At 52.8% G+C, this 19115-nt stretch carries 19 protein-coding genes and 1 riboswitch; all 19 genes read right to left on the bottom strand.

Annotated elements, in window-relative coordinates; all coding sequences use genetic code 11:
* Positions 1–8: 8 nt before the first annotated feature.
* The 19 genes from DP119_RS02200 to speB all read right to left on the bottom strand — a co-directional run bounded on the left by DP119_RS02200 (position 9) and on the right by speB (position 19114).
* Positions 9–1145 (bottom strand): acyl-CoA dehydrogenase, encoded by a 1137-nt coding sequence (locus DP119_RS02200; protein ID WP_068870091.1) that lies wholly within the window; start codon positions 1143–1145, stop codon positions 9–11.
* Between the two features lie 18 nt (positions 1146–1163).
* Complete coding sequence (locus DP119_RS02195) at positions 1164–2015, bottom strand: 3-hydroxybutyryl-CoA dehydrogenase (RefSeq protein ID WP_112230435.1); 852 nt, start codon at positions 2013–2015, stop codon at positions 1164–1166.
* A 2-nt stretch (positions 2016–2017) separates the two neighbouring features.
* Complete coding sequence (locus DP119_RS02190; protein WP_112230433.1) at positions 2018–3211, bottom strand: acetyl-CoA C-acetyltransferase; 1194 nt, start codon at positions 3209–3211, stop codon at positions 2018–2020.
* A gap of 318 nt (positions 3212–3529) precedes the next feature.
* A complete protein-coding gene (locus tag DP119_RS02185) occupies positions 3530–5671 on the bottom strand; it encodes a (Fe-S)-binding protein (RefSeq protein ID WP_112230431.1) in 2142 nt (713 codons plus the stop codon).
* Positions 5672–5984: 313 nt separating this feature from the next.
* Positions 5985–6659, bottom strand: coding sequence for an alpha-ribazole-5-phosphate synthase (locus tag DP119_RS02180; protein WP_112230429.1), 675 nt, complete (start codon positions 6657–6659; stop codon positions 5985–5987).
* Positions 6659–7132 carry an ECF transporter S component gene (locus tag DP119_RS02175; RefSeq protein ID WP_112230427.1) on the bottom strand — a complete coding sequence of 158 codons (474 nt, stop codon included), beginning with the start codon at positions 7130–7132 and terminating at the stop codon, positions 6659–6661. Before DP119_RS02175 ends, DP119_RS02180 begins: the two co-directional genes overlap by 1 nt.
* A gap of 2 nt (positions 7133–7134) precedes the next feature.
* On the bottom strand, positions 7135–7725 hold the full coding sequence (locus tag DP119_RS02170) for a cob(I)yrinic acid a,c-diamide adenosyltransferase (protein WP_112230425.1): 591 nt from the start codon (positions 7723–7725) through the stop codon (positions 7135–7137).
* Complete coding sequence (locus DP119_RS02165) at positions 7697–8116, bottom strand: bifunctional adenosylcobinamide kinase/adenosylcobinamide-phosphate guanylyltransferase (protein ID WP_112230423.1); 420 nt, start codon at positions 8114–8116, stop codon at positions 7697–7699. Before DP119_RS02165 ends, DP119_RS02170 begins: the two co-directional genes overlap by 29 nt.
* On the bottom strand, positions 8068–8652 hold the full coding sequence (locus DP119_RS02160; RefSeq protein WP_112231901.1) for a histidine phosphatase family protein: 585 nt from the start codon (positions 8650–8652) through the stop codon (positions 8068–8070). The genes DP119_RS02165 and DP119_RS02160 overlap by 49 nt, the downstream gene beginning before the upstream one ends.
* Positions 8625–9401, bottom strand: a complete 777-nt coding sequence (cobS, locus tag DP119_RS02155; RefSeq protein ID WP_240616359.1) for an adenosylcobinamide-GDP ribazoletransferase — start codon at positions 9399–9401, stop codon at positions 8625–8627. The genes DP119_RS02160 and cobS overlap by 28 nt, the downstream gene beginning before the upstream one ends.
* Positions 9402–9406: 5 nt before the next feature.
* Positions 9407–9955 carry a bifunctional adenosylcobinamide kinase/adenosylcobinamide-phosphate guanylyltransferase gene (locus DP119_RS02150; protein ID WP_112230421.1) on the bottom strand — a complete coding sequence of 183 codons (549 nt, stop codon included), beginning with the start codon at positions 9953–9955 and terminating at the stop codon, positions 9407–9409.
* On the bottom strand, positions 9937–11013 hold the full coding sequence (gene cobD / locus DP119_RS02145) for a threonine-phosphate decarboxylase CobD (RefSeq protein WP_112230419.1): 1077 nt from the start codon (positions 11011–11013) through the stop codon (positions 9937–9939). The genes DP119_RS02150 and cobD overlap by 19 nt, the downstream gene beginning before the upstream one ends.
* Entirely contained in the window at positions 11000–11953 is a 954-nt protein-coding gene (gene cbiB, locus DP119_RS02140) for an adenosylcobinamide-phosphate synthase CbiB (RefSeq protein WP_112230417.1), read from the bottom strand. The genes cobD and cbiB overlap by 14 nt, the downstream gene beginning before the upstream one ends.
* Positions 11950–13410, bottom strand: a complete 1461-nt coding sequence (locus tag DP119_RS02135) for an adenosylcobinamide amidohydrolase (protein WP_112230415.1) — start codon at positions 13408–13410, stop codon at positions 11950–11952. Before DP119_RS02135 ends, cbiB begins: the two co-directional genes overlap by 4 nt.
* The gene (locus DP119_RS02130; protein ID WP_112230413.1) at positions 13411–14403 is read right to left on the bottom strand and encodes a FecCD family ABC transporter permease; all 993 of its coding nucleotides are present in this window, start codon (positions 14401–14403) and stop codon (positions 13411–13413) included. It lies immediately after the preceding gene.
* A complete protein-coding gene (locus DP119_RS02125; protein WP_112230411.1) occupies positions 14396–15373 on the bottom strand; it encodes an ABC transporter substrate-binding protein in 978 nt (325 codons plus the stop codon). Before DP119_RS02125 ends, DP119_RS02130 begins: the two co-directional genes overlap by 8 nt.
* Positions 15374–15726: 353 nt before the next feature.
* A riboswitch (cobalamin riboswitch) is annotated at positions 15727–15911 on the bottom strand.
* 44 nt (positions 15912–15955) lie between these two features.
* Positions 15956–17617, bottom strand: coding sequence for an arginine--tRNA ligase (gene argS / locus DP119_RS02120; RefSeq protein WP_112230409.1), 1662 nt, complete (start codon positions 17615–17617; stop codon positions 15956–15958).
* On the bottom strand, positions 17614–18024 hold the full coding sequence (locus tag DP119_RS02115) for a YwiB family protein (protein WP_112230407.1): 411 nt from the start codon (positions 18022–18024) through the stop codon (positions 17614–17616). Before DP119_RS02115 ends, argS begins: the two co-directional genes overlap by 4 nt.
* A 217-nt stretch (positions 18025–18241) precedes the next feature.
* Positions 18242–19114, bottom strand: coding sequence for an agmatinase (gene speB / locus DP119_RS02110; protein WP_058382918.1), 873 nt, complete (start codon positions 19112–19114; stop codon positions 18242–18244).
* Position 19115: the final 1 nt, after the last annotated feature.

Raw genomic sequence — 19115 nt, 5'->3', positions numbered from 1 at the left:
TCCCCCAATTATTTTAGTAGTTGTTTGCTGATGACGATGCGTTGGATCTCACTTGTGCCTTCATAGATTTCGGTCACTTTTGCGTCGCGGAACAAACGCTCGACCGGATATTCTTTCGTGTAGCCGTAGCCGCCGTAAACTTGGATGGCTTCTGTCGTGATATCCATCGCCGCTTTTGAAGCGAACAACTTCGCCATTGACGATTCCTTATTGCACTCGATGCCTTTAGCGTACATATCGGCTGCGTTATAGACGAGCAATTTAGCCGCTTCGACTTGAGTCGCCATATCGGCAAGCTTGAATCCGATGCCTTGCTGCTGGGCGATCGGCTTGCCGAATTGCTCGCGTTCTTTGGCATAAGCGACCGCATATTCGTAAGCTGCTTCTGCGATGCCAAGCGCTTGCGCGGCGATGCCGATGCGGCCTGCATTCAAGTTCGCCATGGCGATCGAGAAACCTTTGCCTTCTTCGCCGAGCAGGTTCTCTGCCGGCACTTTCATATTATCGAAGGTCAATTGCACTGTACGGGAACCGTGAAGCCCCATTTTCTTCTCGTCTTTCCCGATGACCAGCCCGGGGAAATCCTTTTCAACGATGAACGCTGAAACGCCGCGGGCTCCGGCTTCGGGATTTGTGGAGGCGAAAACGATGTATGTATCGGCTTCGCCGCCGTTCGTGATGAATACTTTCGAGCCATTGACTACATAATGGTCACCGTTTTTCACGGCTTTTGTCTTCAATCCCGCCGCGTCGGACCCGGCAGATGGCTCTGTCAGGCAGAATGCGCCCAAGTACTCGCCGCTCGCTAGCTTCGGCACGTATTTGGCGATTTGCTCTTCGGTCCCGAAATTCATGATCGGGTTTGTGCCGACCGATGTGTGGACCGACAGGATGACGCCGATGACGCCGCTTGCTTTCGACAGTTCGTGGATGGCTGTGATATAGGATGTGAAATCCATTTCCGAGCCGCCGTATTTTTCAGGAGCGGTGATGCCCATCAAACCGAGGCCGCCCATCTTCTTGATGATTTCTGTCGGGAATTCGCCTTCTTCCATGCGTTCGATAAAAGGCATGATTTCTTCTTTTGAAAAATCGCGCACCATATTGCGCATCATTAATTGTTCATCTGTAAAATGCAGGTCCATTAAGGCTCCTCCTAGGTCTTAGTTGTATTCGTAGAAACCGCGTCCGGTCTTTTTGCCGAGCCAGCCGGCTTTCACGTATTGGCGCAGGAGCGGGCTTGGACGGTATTTGCTGTCGCCGAAACCGTCATGCAGGACTTCCATGATGTAAAGGCAAGTATCCAGGCCGATGAAATCAGCCAATTGGAGCGGCCCCATCGGATGGTTCATGCCGAGCTTCATCACTTCGTCGATCGCTTCTTTCGTTGCGACACCCTCTTGGAGCGTGAAGATCGCTTCGTTGATCATCGGCATTAAGATGCGGTTCGAGACGAATCCAGGGAAGTCGTTCACTTCGACTGGCGTTTTCGACAATTTCACCGTCATGTCTTCGACTGCCTGGTACACTTCGTCGGTTGTCGCCAGGCCGCGGATGATTTCGACCAATTTCATGACCGGTACCGGGTTCATGAAATGCATGCCGATGACTTGTTCCGGACGGGTTGTCGCCGCTGCGATTTCCGTGATTGGAAGCGAAGAAGTGTTCGATGCGAGAATGGCGTGCTTTGGCGCCACTTCATCCAAAGTCTTGAAGATCGTCGATTTGATTTCCATGTTCTCGACAGCCGCTTCGATGACGATGTCGACATCGTGTGCATCTTTCAGGTCCAACGAAGACTGGATGCGTTCGAGCACTTGCGATTTCTCATCTTCTGTCATCCGCCCTTTTTCGACATTACGTGATAGGTTTTTCGTGATGTTCGCGATGCCGCGATCATAGGCTTCTTGTTTCATATCGTTCAGTTTTACGTTAAATCCAGCTTGTGCGCAGACTTGCGCAATACCGGAGCCCATTTGGCCGGCTCCGATGACCATGACGTTTTGGATAGACATGTTTAGTTTTCCTCCTTCGGTACTTCGATCATCACTGCATCGCCTTGCCCGCCGCCTGAACAGATTGCGGCAATCCCGATGCCGCCTCCGCGGCGTTTCAATTCGTAAGCGAGCGTCAAGATAATGCGCGCCCCGCTTGCCCCGATTGGGTGGCCAAGTGCGACGGACCCGCCGTTGACGTTGACTTTCTCTTCATCTAGCCCGGCAATTTTCGAACTTGCGAGCGCCACGGCAGCGAATGCCTCGTTGATTTCAAACAAATCGATTTCTTCCAATGCTTTGCCTGTTTTCTTCAGTAAATCGTTGATGACGATTCCTGGTGTTTCCGGGAAACGATGCGGCTCGACCGCAACTTCTGTGTGTGCGATTACATGGGCCAATACGGATTTCCCGTCTTTTTGGGCGCGTTCTTCGCTCATCAACACAAGTGCTGCAGCCCCGTCATTGATGCCCGGTGCGTTCCCGGCTGTGATCGTTCCGTCTTTTCCGAATGCCGGACGGAGTTTCGCCAGCACTTCTGTAGTTGTCCCTTCACGCGGCGCTTCATCCTGGTCGACGATGACCGGGTCGCCTTTACGCTGCGGCACTTCGATCGGCGTAATTTCCTCTGCGAAATGAGCGCGTGATTTCAATGCGCGTTCATGCGAGCGTGCTGACCATTCGTCTTGCCGTTCACGTGTCAATTCGAATTCTTCCGCTGTCGAGTTGCCGTAGGTGCCCATATGCACTTTGTCCGGATGGAATGAGCACGACAGGCCGTCGTGGACCATGCCGTCAATGACTTGTGAATCGCCCATGCGCAGGCCGAAGCGTGCTTTCGGCAAATAATACGGTGCGTTCGACATCGATTCCATGCCGCCTGCGACGATCAATTCCTCGTCTCCCAAGCGGATGATCTGGTCCGCCAAAGTGACTGAGCGCAAACCGGATGCACACACTTTATTGATTGTTTCGGATTTCACATTGTATGGGATGCCTGCTTTATAAGCTGCTTGGCGGGAAGGGATTTGCCCTTGGCCCGCCTGAAGGACATTGCCCATGATGACTTCCTGTACATCTTCAGGACTTATTTGCGCCCGTTGCAGTGCTTCCTTGATAGCCGCTGCCCCAAGGTCGCTTGCGGTGAATGAACTGAGTGCACCGCCGAATTTCCCGAATGCTGTGCGTGCACCATCAATGATGACCGTTTTTGCCATTTTGAATTCCTCCTCGGTTTTTGGAAACGTTTTCATAATGCCTAAAATTTTTTCAGCCCTGACGGCTGTTTTTGCTTTTCTTGATGTCTAGCAAATTCCAGCCAGGTTCTCGGGTCATAAGCCAACCCGGCTGTGTGGCAAATAGCGCCACTTCGCCATCCCGTCTTATGCCTGTCGAACCTAAACGGCTGTTTTTGCTTTTCTTGGTTGACTGAACGCTCGCTCGGCTTGTTTACATAAGAAAAGGGAGTGTAGCACTCCCTTCTTTTTTCTCTATGCTGTTATTCTACTCAATTTTCTGTCAGTTGGCAAATCTATTTATTGCACGATCTCCTCAACTGGCGGTGTGTTTTTTCCAAGAACGGCCATCTCGAGTAGTTCAGCGACATCATATGTGCCGACTTGCTCTTCGACTTCTTTCGCTTTCGTTCCATCTGACAGCATCGTCAAGCAGTATGGGCAGCCGGATGAAATCATGGTCGGACTCACTTCAAGCGCCTGCTCGGTGCGGGCAACGTTGACGCGGTGCCCGGCGTCTTCTTCCATCCACATGAGGCCGCCGCCGGCTCCACAGCACATGCCGTCCTGGCGATTGCGTTTCATTTCCACGAGCTCGACGCCTTCGATCGCTTTGAGGATTTCACGCGGCGCATCGTAGACATCGTTGTAACGGCCGAGATAGCAGGAATCATGGAACGTGATTTTCTCGTTCACTGCATGCTGCGGCTTCAACTTGCCTTGCTGGACAAGGTCAAAGAGCATTTCTGTATGGTGATAGACTTCCGCTTCAAAGCCGAAATCAGGATATTCGTTTTTGAAGATATTATAAGCATGCGGATCGATCGTAACGATTTTCGTCACGCCTGCTTTTTCGAATTCCTTGATATTGGCAGCCGCGAGTTCCTGGAATAGGAATTCGTTCCCGAGGCGGCGCGGTGTATCGCCGGAGTTCTTTTCTTTGTTGCCGAGAATCGCGAATTTGACGCCTGCTTCATTCATCAAGCGTGCAAAGGAAAGCGCGATTTTCTGTGAACGGTTGTCGAATGAGCCCATCGAACCGACCCAGAACAAGTACTCGAACTCTTCTCCGGCTTTGCTGACTTCTTTGACCGTCGGGATCGAGATATCCGGGCGAGCGTCTCTCCAGTTTTCTTTTTCCTTGCGGTTCAAGCCCCATGGATTGCCTTGTTTTTCAATGTTGGTCATGGCGCGTTGTGCGTCTTTATCCATCTTGCCTTCCGTCATGACCAGGTAACGGCGAAGGTCGATGATTTTGTCGACGTGTTCGTTCATGACCGGGCATTGATCTTCACAGTTGCGGCATGTCGTACAAGCCCAGATTTCTTCTTCAGTGATTACGTCACCGATCAAGCTCGGGCTGTAAAGTTCATCGATTGAGATGCCTTCAGCACCTGCAGCCATCGCCAATTGGTTTCCTTGCGTATTGCTGAATGCCATCGCTGGCACCCACGGTTTTTTCTGGGTCATGACAGCACCCGTGTTCGTCAGGTTGTCACGGAGTTTAGTAATCAGGTCCATCGGCGACAGCATTTTGCCGGTTCCGGTAGCCGGGCACATATTCGTGCAGCGCCCGCATTCTACGCATGCGTAGAAATCGATCATCTGTGCTTGCGTGAAATCGGTGATTTTCCCGACGCCGAATGTCGGCATGGCGTCTGGATCTTCTTCATTTTCTTCTTCCATATCCTCGAAATTAATCGGCTTCAAGCGGCCGACATGATCCAAACGGTGGAACCATGTGTTGACCGGCCCGAAGATTAAGTGGGCGTGCTTCGATTGCGGAACGTAGACCAAGAATGTCAATAGGAACAATAGATGCGCCCACCACATAATGTAGAAGATGGCCGCCGCAGCCGTTTCCGGCAGCCAAGCGAATGCCGCTGCGATGACGCTTGCGACTGGTTCTGTCCAAGCCCCTTCATGGCCATGCCAGATCATGCTCATGCCGTTCCCGACAAGAACCGTGACCATCAAACCGCCGATGAATATCAAGACCAGCCCCGATTTCCAGCCGCGCTTCAAACGGACCAATTTCTCGATATAGCGTCTGTAGAATGCCCATACGACAGCGACCAGGATCGTCAAGGTCACGAATTCCTGGAATAAAGTAAATGCCGGATACAATGGGCCGAGCGGCAAATGCGAATCCGGCGACAAGCCTTTGATGATGAAATCGATGGCACTTGCCTGCACAAGCAGGAAGCCATAGAAGAACATCACGTGTATCGCGCCGCTCTTTTTGTCTTTCAATAATTTTTTCTGGCCGAATACGTTGACCATTACTTTGCGGACCCGTTCATTGAAGTTTTCTTCAAAATCCACTTTTTTGCCGAGCTTGATATAGTCATAGCGCGACTTCAGCAAGTAGATGAACAAGTAAACAGCGTAAGCGGTTACAAGTATAAATAAAACCCAGTTAGCGATGAGCAAAAACTCCATCGTGTAGTCCCCCCTTGTTGAATGTGTAAATCCTCGATTCTAATCCAAAGTTTACGTGAACTGTGGCAGAATGTCGATACTATGTTCCAGTTTAAAAGTGAATGAGCATTCAGTCAATAGAAATCTGCAAGCTGCCAAAATATAATTTCCAATAACTGATATTCCACACACTCCCACCGCATTCCTGCACGCCCGAAACAATTGAAGCAATTATTTTTAAATAGCCTCCTCATTTTCGGCTGAAATGGACTTTTAGAGCTGTACGCATTTTGTTTTCCCATAAAAAAAAGCCGCTGGTTTGGCGGCTGAGGTGCTAGTTGATCAATTCACGGAAATACTTTCCGAAAATATGCTTCGCTTCCGGAACCTTGCCTGTTCTGACACCGATCAACAGGCAAGTAGCAGGGCCGCCCGACGCTTCTCTAGAAATCCATCGGGATAGCGGCATCCTGCGGCCGAACAGCTTTTCCGCTTCCCGCTCGATTCCCCCTGACCCAATCGGCCAGATGCGCTCGACTTGATTGCGGTCGAGTGCGTTCTTCACGATCCGCAAATCAGCAATCCGCTCGGGGTGATTAAGGACCGCTTCCCCGACGAGCGGTTCTCCATACATAAACCATTCCAGCTCATAAGGATCAGCGAGCGTTCGAGCCCGTCGACCGATCATGGTCACCGCAAGCGCCGATTGCAAAGTCTCCATATTGCTTTCAGTACTTCCTGACACAGGCGGTACCGGCAGATCCAGCTCGGAAAATAATTGCGTGATGCCCGAGACATAACGCGGCCAGTGCTCTTCACCGCTGAAATTATGGAGCAGGATGGCAGTTGCTTCCCCTCCAGCTGCCCATTGTTCAGCCAATGCCACGCGCGCGGCGAACTTCGCGGCGATTTCGTCCGGCACATGCACGAAGTCGTCCGCCTTTTCCCCGATGGCCGCTGAATTATCCGTTGTGATGACCATCCCATCAACCATCAATTCGTTGCGCATCAGGCAAATTTCCTTGCCGCTTCCGTGACGAACGCGGCGACGAGTATCGCAGCTGCGGCATTAATCGAAGCAGCCAGCAACAAGCCCGGGACGGAGGCATAGAAAAAGGCGGGGGACAGCAAGAAATAAAACGGCACGGCCGCCAACACGCCGTTTCCGATAATGAATGCTCCCCATTTCAACCACATCTTGCCGTTTCTATGCAGTTTCGCGAACAGCCAGACGACCGCGAACATCTCAAGCGCGATCAATAGATGAAACGGGCCGAGCGGCATGCCGCCGAACAAGGCTGATAGTAAATGGCCCGCAGCAGCGATAAAACCGGCAAGCGGTGCTGTGAGAAACAGCGCGGCAACGAGCGCCGGCATGGCATCGAGCGCAATCGACGCGATGCCGAGCGGAATTTTCACCATTCCGCCGATTGCGGACAAGCTGATAAAAATAGCGGCAAGGGCAATGTGTTGTGTCTTCATTGTCATTCCTCCCGCTTTTTCGAACGCCCGCCGTCCTTGAAGACTTTGGCACTGCGCACATATTCATTGTCCGCTACATCCAATCGCGAATTGGCAACACGCGCCGCCGCGAAAAGATAGTCGGACAAACGGTTCAAATAGCGTTGGATGACCGCCGGGAATTCCTCGCCGGCTTTAGCCAGGCTGACGGTCTGGCGCTCCGCCCGGCGTGTAGTCGTGCGCGCGATATGCAAAGTCGCTGCAGCAGGCGTGCCTCCCGGAAGGATGAAGCGCTCAAGAAGCGGCGGTTCGTCCATCAAGACATCGATGCGCCTTTCCAGCTGCTTGACCGATTCCTCATTGGTCTTGTATTGCGGCGTGTTGCGGACATCCGCCAAATCGCCGCCGCAATCGAATAACTCATTTTGGATCGTCTGCAAATCTTCCAGTAGGTCGCCGAAGATGCCGCGGTCGAGTTCTGTCATCGCCTTTCCGATAAATGAATTCGCTTCATCAATCGTCCCATATGCTTCCACGCGCGGATCGTCTTTGTCCGTCCGCCCCCCGATCAATCCTGTCTGCCCTTTATCCCCAGTTTTCGTGTAAATATTCATCTCGACCATCTCCTTTGATTGTTTGCGGTATGCCGTACCAGATGCGTGTGATGTGCTGCGCCTTGCCGAATAGATACTGATAGCTCCGTCCGGTGACGTCGCGCCATTCGCGTTCAAGCGGATCGATCGGCACGATGCCCCGGCTGATATCGGTCAAAATCCAGATGCGGTCGCCGGCGCTTTCCGCGAGTTCACGGATCGCCGCTATTATGTCCTGTTCCGGGCATTGCTGTTCCAGCTGCTTGCGGATCCATTGCTCCAACCCTGCAATCACTGCGGTCTCACCCCGCTGCGGGAGTTCGCCTTCGAGCCAAACGCTTGGATCCGGCTTCAGCTGTTCTTTTACATACTTTCGTTTGCCGTTAAAGGCTCCGCCGAATACGATGTGCATGGATGGCCCTCCTTATACGCCGACTTGCCCGCCCATGTGACGGTATAGCAAATCCCATGTGCTGCTTGCTGTGAAAAGAATGGCTGCCCGTTTGCTTTGGACAGAAGATAGCGGATCGGCCCGCCGTGAGTGACGAGCGTAAAATCCCCTGTTTCGAGAAGAGTTTCTATTGCCCGGTCCACCCGTTCAGCCAGTTGCTGTAAACTTTCCCCGTGCGGGGGCTGTACCGCCTTAGGGTCATCGATCCAATTGCGGTAGTGTTGATTGGAACGCAAATCGGCATACGTCATATTTTCCCAATCCCCGAAATTCAATTCCCGCAAATCGGCATTGGCCACATAACGGGCATCCGGAAACAGAATATGCGCCGTTTGACTGCAGCGCAGCAAATCGCTGCCCCACACGAGACGGACGTTACGATCCGCTTTTGCTTCGAACGGCAAAATTGGTTCATCGGTCCAGCCGATATACGCCCTCCGCACATTCCCGGCGGTCGGCGCGTGGCGGATCAGGCGAAGAACAAAAGCGTTCCCCATAACAACAGCTCCATTCCTTCTGCGTATGCCCCGAGCAAATCGCCCGTAACACCGCCGAAATTCTTGTCGCACCATTTTTTATACGCAACTGTCGCAAAGGCCACAACAGCAAAAAAGGCGAGCGCCACTGCCCATCCACAGAATATAAATAAGGTGGCAAGCACCACCAGCGACCAACCGAACATTGCTGGCACTATCGTCTTGCCGTCGATCTGGCGCTGGAAATAAGCCGCGAGCCCTTCTGTCTTTGCCGGCTTTGCCGCAACTGACAATATGGACAGCCCGATCCGGCTGGCGGCCGGCACCGCAGCGAGGGCAATCAGTGAAACAGACGGAATCAGTTCCGCAAGCACGATGATCTTCCCGGCAATCGCAAAGATCAGCACCATCGCCCCGAATGCGCCAATGCGCGGGTCTCCCATGATTTCCAGGCGCTTGTCTTTGTCCTGGTATGAAAAATAAGCGTCACCGGTGTCCGCCAGCCCGTCCAGGTGCAAGCCCCCTGTCATCGCCCATAGCGTTGAGGCGGCCAGAAACGCAATCAATAAGGGGCCAATATCTGTCGCGTCCTGTAAAAACCAGATCATGGCTGAAGTGATTGCCCCCATCAGCACCCCGACTACAGGCAATAAGCTGTACATTGCCGTCACTTGAGGCTTTTTTACATCAATCTCTTTATGTACCGGAATGGAGGAAAAGAATTGGAATGCGAGCAGCAATCCCCCAAGCGCCCGATTCGCCATCCGCATCACCTTCACTTCCTTCGAATGGCAAGGCCATTTTCCATTTCGATCGCTTCATCCGCGCTGCTTGCGAGCCATTGATGAATCTTTCCGAGCCACTCCTGATAAGTCTGGTCGACAAGCGGTTCATCCAACAATTCATTAGAAACGACTGCAACATAAACAGCTTTCATACGGATCGAATCGATGGCGGTTTTTAGTTCCTGCCATTTCCGCTCCATGCAGCCGGGCGTATCTGCGCATAAACTGCCTTGCTCAAATCCTTCGTATAATTCATTCGCAAGCCAGGTCGTGACACAATCCCATAACACCGCGTCATTTTTCCGGATAAGCGGCAAGGCCTCGGATAATTGCTGAGGCTGTTCGATTGTCCACCAGCCGTCTTGGGCACGGTCCTTGCGGTGTCGCGCGATGCGTTCGGCCATCTCCCTGTCACGGGCGACACCGCTGGCAATGTATACATTTCGTTTACCTTGCGCTCCCCGGACAAGCGTTTCAGCGTATGCGCTTTTACCGCTGCGCACGCCTCCCGATATGAACGTTAATTGTCCTGGAACCATCGATGCATCTCCTTTCTCAGGCGTTCCATCGCCGATGCGTTTTTGATGCCGATGCGGAACCATTCGCCATCCATCCCTTTGAATGAATAGGTATGGCGCAAGACGATCCCTGCTTCCAGCATCGCACGGAAAAACTGCTCCGAACGCTCCGGATCAGGCAATTGAAAACATAGGAAGTTGGCGGCTGAAGGCACGAACGGGCAGCCCATCGCCTCCAGGTAAGCTTCCATTTTTGTGCGTTCACTTGCGGCTGTCCCGATAACCTGTGCACGGTACGCCTCTTCCGGAAAGCACCGTGCCCCGGCTGCCGCCGCCAAACCATTGACATTCCAATGGGCTGCCGCGCCTGTCAATTCCTGTATGATACTGGATCCGGAAACGACGTAGCCGAGCCGGAGACCCGCTAGCGCATACATTTTGGTCATCGAACGGACGACAATCACATGCGGATACCGTTTCAAAAGCGGAATGAACGATGCATGTTCCCCGATAAAATCGATAAACGCTTCATCGATGACCAGCTCACACTTTCCTTTGCACAACGTTGCGATTTCTTCGATTTCCGTCAAATCCAGCAAGCGCCCGGTTGGATTATGCGGATTGCATATATACAATGCATCGCAATTTGCCACCTGTTTTTTTACGTCTTCCAGCTGCAATTGCCAAGCATGTTCAGGTTTTAAATTAATTTCCAATATATGGATACCTTGAGATTCCAAAGTGCTCCGATATTCCGAAAATGCTGGTTCCACCAAGACCACCCGTTTCCCCCGGTAACGCTTTGCAAGCCAGGTGAAGATTTCCGCTGCGCCGTTTCCAGCAGCAACTTGTTCTTTTTCGACGCCGTGGTATTCGGCAGCCGCTGAACGGAACGGTTCTGCTTGCGGGTCCGGGTATGAACTGATCAAACCGAAAAAGTCGCCCCATCGGTCTTTCAAAAAAACGGGCGGGCCGAATGGATGGACATTTTCACTGAAATCGATCACTTCCGAAGGCTGCTTATGCCCCGCTTGTTCGTATAGGCGGTGCGGGTTGGCTCCGTGTTCAGGCAATTTCAAGCAGGACTCCCCCTAGTGCAATCAGCGCGAAAAAACTGATTGCGGCAATATTCATTTGCTTCACTGCGCTTCTGATATGTCTTGCTTCGAGTTTGGACAATGGCTCGCCCATTTTAGCGCGGATCGACCGGACGCCACCATAGGAGTTCACGCCCCCAAGCTCGATGCCCAACTGCACGGCCGTTGCCGCTTCCAGCCAGCCGCTGTTCGGGCTCGGATGTTTCCTGGCATCGCGCAGCCAGATCGACAGGCGTTGTTTCAACGGCATGCAGCTTTCATTTCGAGTGAATAACACGATCAACAAGCCGGTCATACGGCTCGGCACATAATTCAACACGTCATCGAATTTTGCGGAAGCAAAACCGAAATCATGGAATTCTTCATTTTTATAGCCGACCATCGAATCGCACGTATTGACCGCTTTGTAGATCCATAACCCAGGCGCGCCGAACAATAGCGCCCAAAACATCGGGGCGGTAATGCCATCGCTTGTATTTTCGGAAACCGTTTCGACGACGCCGCGGGTGATCTCGCTTTCCCCTAAAGCTTCCGTATCGCGCCCGACAATCCATGACAGCTTGTGGCGGGCAAGCGCAAAATCACCTTGGACAAGTGGCGTGTAGACATCTTCCGCTGCCTGTTTCAAGCTTTTCTGCGACAAGCCGGAAGCGATCAGCAAGGCTTCTGCTAAAATCCCGACCACCGGATTGAATGAATAGGCAACAGCCACGGCAGCAATGGCAGCTGAAGCGACAATCGCCACGACAATCAAAAGCATGATAAAGCCGTTGCGAAAAGCATATTGCGGAACGTTCAGGCGGCTCTTCAGCCAATTGATCAATGAACCGATCCAGCGGACAGGGTGCGGCCACGCCGGCGGATCCCCGAGCAGGCGATCGAGCAATACGCCGAGGCCGATTGCCAGCACATGGTGGATCATGCTTTTTTCGCCTCGCGGTATAGCTGGATCGCTTCGACTGTACATTCGAAGACACCCGTGCCGATCAGCTTCCCGACTTCGGTGATCGGCCCTGCATACGGCAGCGCTTCCCCTTGCTGCGTCGCGGCGACCAGGCAGCTATCGGTCGAGGTGCCGGTCGCGATCGTGCCGGTCAAGGGGTCGATGACTTCTTCATGCTGCAAAGCTTTCGTTTTCGCTTCAGTTGCAGTGATCATCGCTTGGATAAAAGCTTCATCCGACAGCATGCCGTTAACCATGATCCACGTGTTGATGGTGCCGACACGTTGCTCGCGCGCCACTGCCTGCGATACATCTACGCCGTTGCCGACACCGGCTGTCACTGCGACGACGATGCTGCCGAAATCGCCTGCGTATTCACGGACAATGGCATGCTCTGTGCGGACAGCGGTCATCATCGCTACGGTATCCGTCGCTTTCAACCCGCTGCCTTCGATGTACTCGACCATTTCCTCAAAACTATTGTCGATATTATAGCTGGCATCGACTCGGCGGTTGAGGAAATTGCGGAACCAGCCGGACCCCGCATTGACGACAGCCGATGAAACCGTCTTCAGGGGAAGCTGGCTTTGATAAGCGACGAATTCGGGGGTCACGAGAAAATCTTCGGCTTTTACTTGCTGTCCCGCCGTTTTCCTGCGCACGCCCGGCAATAAGGTGATCTGTGGTTTCGGCAACTCAGGATGCGGGTGGTTGCTGACACGTGTCTGGTAGACCGACTCGACATCATGGGCCCGGACGACTTCATGGGGCTCGCCTTTACGGACGACGCGCCCGGCATCCATCAAAAGAAGTTCATCGCAATACATAGATGCCAAATTGATGTCATGGAAAATGGAAACGACCGTCAATTCTTTTTCAATCGCCTGTTTTTTGATGGTGTCCAGCAATTCTTTCTGGTGGTTGATGTCGAGATGGTTGGTCGGCTCATCCAGCAACAGGACCGCTGCGTTTTGAGCCAAAGCTTGTGCCACAAAGACGCGCTGCTGTTCGCCTCCGGACATTTCCTCAAGCAATGTCGATTCGTACTGGCTGATGTCCATGAGCTTCATCGCTTCCTGGACTGCCGCTTCATCTTCCGCGGACCACGAGGAAAACCAGCCGCTTTGGTGCGGATACCTGCCGAGAGAAACCGTTTCACGGACAGTATGCGAAAAAGCATGTGCGTGCAGCTGGGGCAATACCGCCATCTTGCGGGCCAATTCCTTGGCCGGGAAATCGCCGAGTGGCCTGCCCTCGACCCGGACAACGCCGGAGGTCGGCTCCAAGACGCCACTGATCAATTTCATCAACGTGGATTTGCCGCTGCCGTTTGGCCCCAGTATGCCGAGCATGCGGCCTTTTTCGACACCGAATGATATGCGGTCGACGATTTTCTTGTCGCCATAGCCGCCTGACAGGTTTTCAATTTGCAACATTTATAGCCCTCCTCTGCGCTGGCGGAAAAAGATGAATGCAAAGACTGGAGCACCGATAAACGCGGTGATGACACCAATCGGCAATTCGGTCGGTGAAATGATCGTCCGCGCCACCAGGTCGCAGACGATCAAAAGCGCGGCCCCGTTGATGAATGACAAGGGCAAGACATGGCGGTGGTCAGAACCCCAAACGAGCCGAGTCATGTGCGGCACGACCAAGCCGACAAAGCCGATCGTTCCGGATACGGCAACCGCCGAGCCGGTCAGCACCGATCCGCCGATCAAAATCGCCATCTTGCTCCGCTTGACGTCCACGCCCAGATGCTGTGCACGTTCTTCCCCGAACAGCATCGCGTTCAATTCCCGGCGGTAAAGCCATAAGACGAATGAACCGATTAACACAAACGGCAACACCATCTGGACATAAGGCCAGCCGCGCATCGACACGCTGCCGAGCAGCCAGCCGATGATCTGCCGCAATTCCTCCCCGGTCAAAGCGATCATCAAAGACATGATCGATCCCAGGAATGAACTGAAGATGATGCCGGTCAAAATGACCGTTTCCATCTTCATCGACCGGTCGACAAGCCGTGCAAAGCCCATGACAGTAAGCATCGTGATCAATGCGCCGATCATGCTGATGACCGGCAAAGTGAACAGGCCGAGAAACGGGATGGAGATGCCGAAAAAAAGCGTCATCACGGCACCGACAGCGGCACCGGACGACACTCCCAGAGTATATGGATCAGCGAGCGGGTTTTTAAGCAAGCCTTGAAAAGCTGCGCCCGCAATCGCAAGTGCCGCACCGACCAGTCCTGCAAGAACCACGCGCGGCATGCGGATATTCCATAAAATATTCGCTGCCGCTTCGTCCAAAGAAGGATTCCAAATGATTGCCGGTGAAATCGGCACCGTGCCGACCGTCACTCCGAGCACCACTGCCCCGCCCAATAAAATCAAGGAGACCAGATAGGCGAGTGCTGGTTTATTCACCGAAGGTCTCCGGATAAATCAGTTCTGCCATCGTCATCAAACCTTCTGTCAAACGTGGGCCTGAACGGGTCAGTGTATCTGGGTCCACTTCAAAAACCGCATCTTCCTGAACCGCAGTTACTTGCCCATAGCCATTGCGCTCCTTGATCTTTTCGACAGCGTCTTCGATATATGTTCCTTCAGTGGTAATGATGACTTCCGGATCTGCCGCGACCACTGCCTCCTGGCTCATGTTCGCCCAGCCTTGCTGGTCTCCTGCCACGTTTTCAGCTTGGATCATCGACAGCATTTCATCGATGAATGTCCCAGTTCCTGCGGTATATAGCTCAGGATCGCTTCCGACTTCAACGAAAACCGATTTCTTCTCTTCCACACCCGCCGAGAGTTCCTCGATTTCCGCCACTTGGGTTTCCATTTCTTCAATCAAGGCATCCGCTTCCTCTACAGCCCCCGATGCTTGGCCGATGACCGAAATGGTGTCATACACTTCTTCGAAAGTTTCAGCGTTATCCACGACAAAGACGTTCACCCCTGCATCGCGCAATTGCTGAAGCCCATCAGCCCAAGTGCCGATTCCCGACTCATGTGCCAGCACTAGGTCTGGCTGCAAGCTGATGATTTTCTCGACATTGAACTCCTGGCCGCCGATCTTTTCGATATCCGCAACTTCTGCCGGATAATTATCAAAATCGGAAACACCGACCAACTTTTCCCCAAGGCCTAGTTCATAAGCGATTTCCGTATTCGAAGGCAGCATCGAGACGAAGGATTCCGGCTCTTCTTCAATGGCCACTTCATCGCCCATGGCATCGACCAGGGTGACCGGGAACTCTGATTCCGTTACTTCCGACGGCGGTTCTGCCGGTGTTTCTACATCTTGATCTTCGACAGGCTCTGCCCCGTCGCCGCATCCAGCCAGTACCATGGCGGCCATCCCTGCAGCCGCCCCAAATTTCCATATGTTTCCCATCTTTTTTCCTCCTGTTTTTGTATTTCGCCTACCAAGCGCTCGCTCGGGTCATAAGCCGACTGCCCTGTGCGGCTGGAAAGCGCCACTTCGGGCATCCGTCTTACGCCTGTCGAGGCAAAGCGGCCTCTTCCACATTTCTTCTTGTCTAGACTCCAGTGCCCAGCTCCTCGGGTCATAAGCCATTCTGGCTGTGCGGCAAAAAGCGCCGCTTCGCCAGATCGTCTTATGCCTGTCGGAGCTAAACGGGCACTTCCGCTTTTCGATAAAAAAAGTCCCCTGCAGTGAAACTGCGGGGGACTTACAGGACGGTTCGCGAAAGAGCATGCGCGTCCGGCCTGTCCTCGCAAGCTTACGGTTCGTTGTTCATGAAGGCAGGTCTCCTGGCTTGTGGTCATCGCTCGCTGCGCCTTCCCGGGATATTCCCAGTGACAATTTGCAGTTCGCTCTCACATACAGTGGCGGGACCGCGCCGGAATCGCACCGGCTTCCCTTTTAACTCATGTTCTTAGACATAAGCACCTTCATGATTGCTATTCAGTTGATTTGATGATTCCATTATACACCGAAAGTTCTAATTGTCTTCTACATTTTTTCAGGAGCTTGGACGCCGACTGTCTTCAATGCATTTGCAAGTGTCGTTTTAACTCCTTCAATCAAGGCCAGGCGTGCACGCGTCAACTCTTCATTGCTGGCATCGAGCACTTTATTGGCGTTATAGAAACTGTGGAAGCTTGACGCCAATTCGTGAATATACGTTGTGACGCGGTGAGGCGCACGCAGTTTTGCCGCATCTGCGATGACTTGCGGGAAATCGCCGATTTTCTTCAAGACTTCGATTTCTTTTTCATGTGTCAGCAATTCCAGATGTCCAGTGGAAGCGGTGAAGTTCTGTTCCGCTGCCTGGCGCAAGATCGAGCAGATGCGCGCATGTGCGTACTGGGAATAATAAACCGGGTTTTCGTTGGATTGGGAAACGGCCAAATCCAAATCGAAATCCATATGCGAATCGCCGGAGCGCATCGCAAAGAAATAACGGACAGCGTCAAGGCCGACCAATTCGACCAATTCGCGCATCGTGACGGCTTTGCCGGTACGTTTGCTCATCTTCATCTTTTCGCCGTCTTTATACAATTGGACCATTTGGATGATGCTGACTTCAAGCGTATCGCGGTCATAGCCAAGCGCTTCGATTGCCGCTTTCATGCGCGGGATGTAGCCGTGGTGGTCCGCGCCCCAAATGTTGATGAGCTTGTCGAAGCCGCGCTGGATCTTGTCTTCGTGGTAAGCGATATCCGGCGTCAAATACGTGTAAGTGCCGTCGTTTTTAATGAGCACGCGGTCTTTGTCGTCGCCGAATGTCGTCGAGCGGAACCACGTCGCGCCGTCTTCTTCGTAGATATGGCCATTGTCGCGCAGTTTTTTCAGTGCCGCATCGATCTTGCCGTTTTCGTAAAGGGACGTTTCGGAATACCATACATCGAAATGGACACGGAAATCCGCCAAGTCTTTCTGCAATTTCGCAAGCTCCACTTTCAAGCCGTGTTCGCGGAATGCTTTGTAGCGTTCTTGTTCCGTCATATGAAGGAATTTATCGCCGTGCTCTTCAACAAGCGCTGCTGCGATATCGATGATGTCCTGTCCGCGGTAGCCGTCTTCAGGCATGCTTTCGCCTTTGCCAAGCGCTTCGAAATAACGCCCTTCGATCGACAAAGCCAAGTTATTGATCTGGTTGCCTGCATCGTTGATGTAATATTCACGGGACACGTCATAGCCGGCCAGATCCAGGATATTGCACATGGAATCACCGACCGAGGAACCGCGCGCATGGCCCAAGTGAAGGTCGCCTGTCGGGTTCGCAGAGACGAACTCGACCTGGATACGCTGGCTGTTGCCTGAATTTGAACGGCCATATTCCGTGCCTTGCTCAAGGACGGTTTTGATGACATCGTTCAAATAATCTTTTTTGATGATGATGTTGATGAAGCCAGGCCCTGCGATGTCGACTTTTTCGATATTCGCTGATTGAGTGTCCAAATTTTCCACGATGGCTTCTGCAATCGCGCGTGGCGGTTTTTTCGCAAGGCGCGTCAATTGCATCGCAACGTTCGTCGCGTAGTCGCCGTTCGCTTTGTCTCTCGGCGATTCCAATTGGACCTGAACCGGTTCTTCTGTAAGCCCCGCTTTTTGGACCGCTTCGGCGATCGCCTGTTTAATGTTTTGCTGCACTTGTTCTACTGCGTTCATTTGGTTCCCTCCGTAAACTGTATTTCCATTTCGTATTCGCCGGCAAAATCGTTTCCGAGCGCCAAGTCATAGCGCACTTTGAAACGGCTTTCCGTCATGATGAGTTCATGTGCTTTGGTCGTCAGCATGAACGATTCTTCCCCGTGGCGCAAATTGCCGGTCTGTTCCTTATCCAATAGGAACGGCAGGCGCATCTGCAAGCCTCCGCTACGCATCACGACGGCATCTGTTTCACCGAGTTTGACCGTTGTCCGGATATCGAGATCGTCCTGCCGCTCATCGTATTGCAGATAGCGGCGCCCGTTTTTCTCGGTCAGGACGCCTTCTGAACGCAGTTCCATCACCTGATCTTCGGCACCCGGCTGGCGGATGATCGTCTTCAATTTGATTTTCACCGATTTCTTCATGTGCATCCGCCTTTCCGATAAATAATAACCTTTTCATTATAGCCCGATTGACGCCGTTTTTTCAATCTAATCCGAGCCAGCTCCTTCGATGCTTCTATAAATGACAAAGGGCTCTCCATTGCCGTAATTTAGTTTTAGGCAAAAACAAAACCGGCCTCTTAAACCACAGGCCGGCTTTGCTTTCATTTTTGAAACTCGATGGGCGCTTCCGCTTTTCTTATTTAACCCAGCCCAGGATCATTTCGCGGATGAGTTTGCTTGCGGTGTTCGCTGTCTGGTCGGAATGGTCATAGACCGGAGCCAGTTCGACCAGGTCGAAGCCGACGACATTGACGCCGGATGCCGCGATGGCATGGATCGACGCAAGCAGTTCGCGCGATGTGATGCCGCCAGCATCGACCGTTCCCGTTCCAGGAGCGTGCGCCGGGTCGAGCACGTCCATGTCGATCGTGATATAGACCGGACGGCCGTCGAGTGTCGGCAGTACTTGTTTCAACGGCTCGAGTACTTCGAATTTATACAAATGCATGCCTTGCTCTTTCGCCCATTCGAACTCCTCTTTCATGCCGGAGCGAATGCCGAACGAGTAGACATTTTTTGGCCCGATGTGGTCCGCTATTTTACGGATCGGCGTCGAATGCGAATACTCTTCGCCTTCGTAGTTTTCACGGAGATCGGTATGCGCATCGAAATGGATGATGGCAAGGTCATCATATTGGCTCGCGACCGCTTTCATGACCGGAAGCGATACCAAATGTTCGCCGCCCATGCCCATCGGGATTTTTCCGTCTGCCAACAAAGTGTGCACATAGGTCTCGATCTCGAGAAGGGATTTTTCCGGGTTGCCGAACGGCAACGGGATGTCCCCTGCATCGAAGAATTTCACGTCTTCAAGCTCGCGGTCGAGGTACGGGCTGTACTCTTCCAGCCCGATGGAGACTTCGCGGATTTTATTCGGGCCGAAACGCGATCCCGGGCGGTAGCTGACCGTCCAGTCCATCGGCATGCCGTAGAGCACTGCTTTCGATTCTTCATAATTCGGGTGGCTTTTGATGAACACTTTTCCTGAATAGGTCTCGTCGAAGCGCATC

The sequence above is a fragment of the Planococcus maitriensis genome (genome assembly GCF_003289925.1).
In the GTDB taxonomy this organism is placed as follows: Bacteria; Bacillota; Bacilli; order Bacillales_A; family Planococcaceae; genus Planococcus; species Planococcus maitriensis.
Note: the sequence above shows the minus strand (reverse complement) of the source record. Positions and strands in the feature narration are given on the sequence as shown.

Bases quoted from the DNA above. Each gene is read 5' to 3' on its own strand.
- DP119_RS02200 (WP_068870091.1), bottom strand. From the start codon at position 1,145: ATGGACCTGCATTTTACAGATGAACAATTAATGATGCGCAATATGGTG.
- DP119_RS02195 (WP_112230435.1), bottom strand. From the start codon at position 2,015: ATGTCTATCCAAAACGTCATGGTCATCGGAGCCGGCCAAATGGGCTCC.
- DP119_RS02190 (WP_112230433.1), bottom strand. From the start codon at position 3,211: ATGGCAAAAACGGTCATCATTGATGGTGCACGCACAGCATTCGGGAAA.
- DP119_RS02185 (WP_112230431.1), bottom strand. From the start codon at position 5,671: ATGGAGTTTTTGCTCATCGCTAACTGGGTTTTATTTATACTTGTAACC.
- DP119_RS02180 (WP_112230429.1), bottom strand. From the start codon at position 6,659: ATGCGCAACGAATTGATGGTTGATGGGATGGTCATCACAACGGATAAT.
- DP119_RS02175 (WP_112230427.1), bottom strand. From the start codon at position 7,132: ATGAAGACACAACACATTGCCCTTGCCGCTATTTTTATCAGCTTGTCC.
- DP119_RS02170 (WP_112230425.1), bottom strand. From the start codon at position 7,725: ATGAATATTTACACGAAAACTGGGGATAAAGGGCAGACAGGATTGATC.
- DP119_RS02165 (WP_112230423.1), bottom strand. From the start codon at position 8,116: ATGCACATCGTATTCGGCGGAGCCTTTAACGGCAAACGAAAGTATGTA.
- DP119_RS02160 (WP_112231901.1), bottom strand. From the start codon at position 8,652: ATGGGGAACGCTTTTGTTCTTCGCCTGATCCGCCACGCGCCGACCGCC.
- cobS (WP_240616359.1), bottom strand. From the start codon at position 9,401: ATGCGGATGGCGAATCGGGCGCTTGGGGGATTGCTGCTCGCATTCCAA.
- DP119_RS02150 (WP_112230421.1), bottom strand. From the start codon at position 9,955: ATGGTTCCAGGACAATTAACGTTCATATCGGGAGGCGTGCGCAGCGGT.
- cbiB (WP_112230417.1), bottom strand. From the start codon at position 11,953: ATGATCCACCATGTGCTGGCAATCGGCCTCGGCGTATTGCTCGATCGC.
- DP119_RS02135 (WP_112230415.1), bottom strand. From the start codon at position 13,410: ATGTTGCAAATTGAAAACCTGTCAGGCGGCTATGGCGACAAGAAAATC.
- DP119_RS02125 (WP_112230411.1), bottom strand. From the start codon at position 15,373: ATGGGAAACATATGGAAATTTGGGGCGGCTGCAGGGATGGCCGCCATG.
- argS (WP_112230409.1), bottom strand. From the start codon at position 17,617: ATGAACGCAGTAGAACAAGTGCAGCAAAACATTAAACAGGCGATCGCC.
- DP119_RS02115 (WP_112230407.1), bottom strand. From the start codon at position 18,024: ATGAAGAAATCGGTGAAAATCAAATTGAAGACGATCATCCGCCAGCCG.
- speB (WP_058382918.1), bottom strand. From the start codon at position 19,114: ATGCGCTTCGACGAGACCTATTCAGGAAAAGTGTTCATCAAAAGCCAC.